Source organism: Micromonospora sp. M51 (assembly GCF_018070305.1).
Classification (GTDB): domain Bacteria; phylum Actinomycetota; class Actinomycetes; order Mycobacteriales; family Micromonosporaceae; genus Micromonospora; species Micromonospora parva.
Window position 1 is genome coordinate 1 of record NZ_JAGPXZ010000743.1, and the last position, 2,923, is coordinate 2,923.

The 2,923-nt window shown below is 71.2% G+C and carries 4 protein-coding genes; 3 read left to right on the forward strand and 1 reads right to left on the reverse strand.

Annotated features, from left to right (window positions below; translation table 11 throughout):
* The coding region (locus KBX53_RS27985; RefSeq protein WP_309140874.1) for a DEAD/DEAH box helicase at window positions 1-960 on the reverse strand (960 nt) is incomplete at its 3' end.
* 140 nt (window positions 961-1,100) lie between these two features.
* On the opposite strand from KBX53_RS27985, the gene KBX53_RS27990 reads away from it, so the two are divergent.
* From KBX53_RS27990 to KBX53_RS28000, 3 genes are all read left to right on the forward strand, one after another.
* Window positions 1,101-1,457 carry an STAS domain-containing protein gene (locus tag KBX53_RS27990; RefSeq protein WP_030334225.1) on the forward strand — a complete coding sequence of 119 codons (357 nt, stop codon included), beginning with the start codon at window positions 1,101-1,103 and terminating at the stop codon, window positions 1,455-1,457.
* Entirely contained in the window at window positions 1,454-1,891 is a 438-nt protein-coding gene (locus KBX53_RS27995) for an ATP-binding protein (protein ID WP_030334228.1), read from the forward strand. The genes KBX53_RS27990 and KBX53_RS27995 overlap by 4 nt, the downstream gene beginning before the upstream one ends.
* 316 nt (window positions 1,892-2,207) lie before the next feature.
* Window positions 2,208-2,923 (forward strand): sodium/proton-translocating pyrophosphatase (locus KBX53_RS28000; protein WP_210862542.1); only part of this gene is annotated, 716 nt, incomplete at its 3' end.

Genomic DNA, 2,923 nt, shown 5'->3' on the forward strand with positions numbered 1-2,923 from the left:
GGAGGGGTCGTCGCCGGTCGCCTGCGGCGGCACCGGGGACGACAAGGCTGGTGGCACCGGCGGGGACGAGCCCGCGTCGGGTGGCAGCAGCGGCGGCTCCCAGAGCGCGAAGGTCACCCCGCCCCGGGGGGAGGCGTCCTCGGTGACCGCCGTCACCGGCAGGCCGGTCAACCGCCCGGCCGCGGTGGCCGGGTCGCCGGACGTCGCCGAGGCGAGCACGAACACCGGGGTGGCCCCGAACCGGGCGCACTGCCGGCGTAGCCGACGCAGCACGTGCGCGACGTGCGAGCCGAACACGCCCCGGTAGGTGTGGCACTCGTCGATCACCACGTACGCGAGGCGGCGCAGGAAGCCGGACCACTGGGCGTGCCCGGGCAGGATGCCGTGATGCAGCATGTCGGGGTTGGTCAGCACGAACCGGGAGTGCCGGCGGATCCACTCCCGCTCGGTGCGTGGAGTGTCGCCGTCGTAGCAGGCGGGGCGTACCCCTTCCAGTTCCAGCGCGGCGACGGCGCGCAACTGGTCCGCGGCGAGCGCCTTGGTCGGCGCCAGGTAGAGCACTGTGGCCCGGGGGTCGGCCAGCAGCGTGGCCAGGGCCGGCAGCTGGTACGCCAGGGACTTGCCGGACGCGGTGCCGGTGGCGACGACCACGTGCTGGCCCTCGTACGCCAGGGTGGCCGCCTCGGCCTGGTGCTGCCAGGGCGCGACCACGCCGCGCCCGGTGAACGCCGTGCGCAGTTGCGCCGGTGCCCACGACGGCCAGGGCGCGGGCACTCCGGTGCGGGCCGGCACCCGCTCGACGTGGGTGACCGGGTCGGCGGCGCCCCGGGCGCGCAGCCGGCGCAGCAGGTCGACCGGCGCTGGCCCGGGGCCGGGACCAGCGGATACGGTGGCCGCGGACGACGACTCCAGGTCGTCGCGCGGTGCGTGGCGCGCGGAGCTGAAGTCGTTGGAGGTCACGCCCTGCACTCTCGCACTGGTGTTCGGAGATGAAAAGTCGGACACCGGGGTAAGGGGAAGCCTCCGCTGGCGTCCGCAGGCCGCCCCGGCGGTAGTGGTTAGATGCCCACGAGAGTTTACGGCTCTGGCGAGGAGGACCGATGGAGCTGTCACTGGCGACCCGCACCGTGGGCGAGCACACGGTGCTCGAGGTCGGTGGTGAGGTGGACGTCTACACCGCACCCCGGCTCCGTGAACGGCTCCTCGAGCTGATCGACGGTGGGGCGCGTCACGTGGTGGTCGACCTCGGTCGGGTGGACTTCCTCGACTCCACCGGGCTGGGTGTGCTGGTCGGCGCGCTCAAGCGGCTCCGTTCCGCCGGCGGTTCGTTCGCGTTGGTCTGCGACAAGGAGCCCCTGCTCAAGATCTTCCGGATCACCGCACTGGACCAGGTGTTTCCGCTGCACCCGACTGTCGACGCGGCGGTCAGCGCCGACTCGGCGGGCGCCGGCGCGTGATGGCGACAGTCAAGCTCTCGTTCTCGCCCGCGCCGGTGCACGTGCGTACCGCCCGTCTGGTCGGCGTCGCCGTCGCCCGACGGGCCGGGGTCCGCGAGGACCTGCTGGACGAGGTGCGCCTGGCCATCGGTGAGGCGTGCACCCGCGCGGTCGCCCTGCACCGGCAGTACGGCCTGGCCGACCCGGTGCTGGTGGAGATGTCCGACGGTGGCTCGTACGCCGTGCGGGTGGTGGACCGGGCGCCGATCGAGGCGGGCATCGGTCTGACCGCGCTGCCGCCGGACGAGCTGGCCAACGAGTCGCTGACCGACGAGGCGCTGACCACCGGCGTGGGCTTCGCGCTGCTCGCCGGTTTCGTCGAGGACCTGCAGGTGCGCCCGGTCGACGAGGGCATCGGCACCGAGGTACGGATGGTGTGGCCGGTCGGCCGCTGAACGGTTCCGCTGCGTAGGTCGCGTCCCCAGCTGGGGATGCGGCCTTCTTTGCATGGACCGGGCCCTATATCAGATTTCGTTTCATAACACAGCGACGAAGATCATCGCGACACGGTGCCACCTGGGTGTGACCTCCAACACTGAGGAGGGCTACAGTACCCGGGTTGTCAGCAAGTGACCCATCCCGCAGCCAGCGGGTATGGGTGGTCATCGCTGGTCCGCTGGTGGGTTGGCGCGCGCTTGCGAGTCCGCATCCAGGCGTCGGTCAGTGCGTCTCCACTCACCGGCGCGATTGTTCGGTAACAGGAGGACACAGATGTCCGAGACCTTGGCCGCCGACGGCGGCGGGCTTTCCCTTACCGGAAGCAATGTCACCTACGTCGTCATCGCCGCGGTTGTCGCGCTGGTGGCGCTCGGTTTCGCTGCCGCCCTGACGAAAACGGTGCTGGCCGCTGGTAAGGGCACCGAGAAAATGCAGGAGATCTCGGGGGCGGTCCAGGAGGGCGCCTCGGCCTACCTGCTCCGTCAATTCCGCACCCTGGCGATCTTCGTCGTCATCGCCGTCGTGCTGCTCTTCCTGCTTCCGGTGCACGACACCGACGGCAGTGAGCTCGCCGTGAAGATCGGCCGCTCACTCTTCTTCGTGGTGGGCGCCCTGTTCAGCGCGTTCATCGGCGGCGCCGGCATGTGGTTGGCCACCCGTGCCAACCTGCGCGTGGCCGCCGCCGCGAGAGAGCGAGCAGGTGGCCGCGAGGCGGCCATGAAGATCGCTTTCCGCACCGGTGGTGTCGTCGGCTTCTTCACCGTCGGCCTCGGCCTCTTCGGTGCCGCGCTGGTCGTCCTGCTCTACCGGGGTGACGCGCCGACCGTGCTGGAGGGCTTCGGCTTCGGCGCCGCGCTGCTCGCGATGTTCATGCGGGTCGGCGGCGGCATCTTCACCAAGGCCGCCGACGTCGGCGCCGACCTGGTCGGCAAGGTCGAGCAGGGCATCCCCGAGGATGACCCACGCAACGCCGCCACCATCGCCGACAA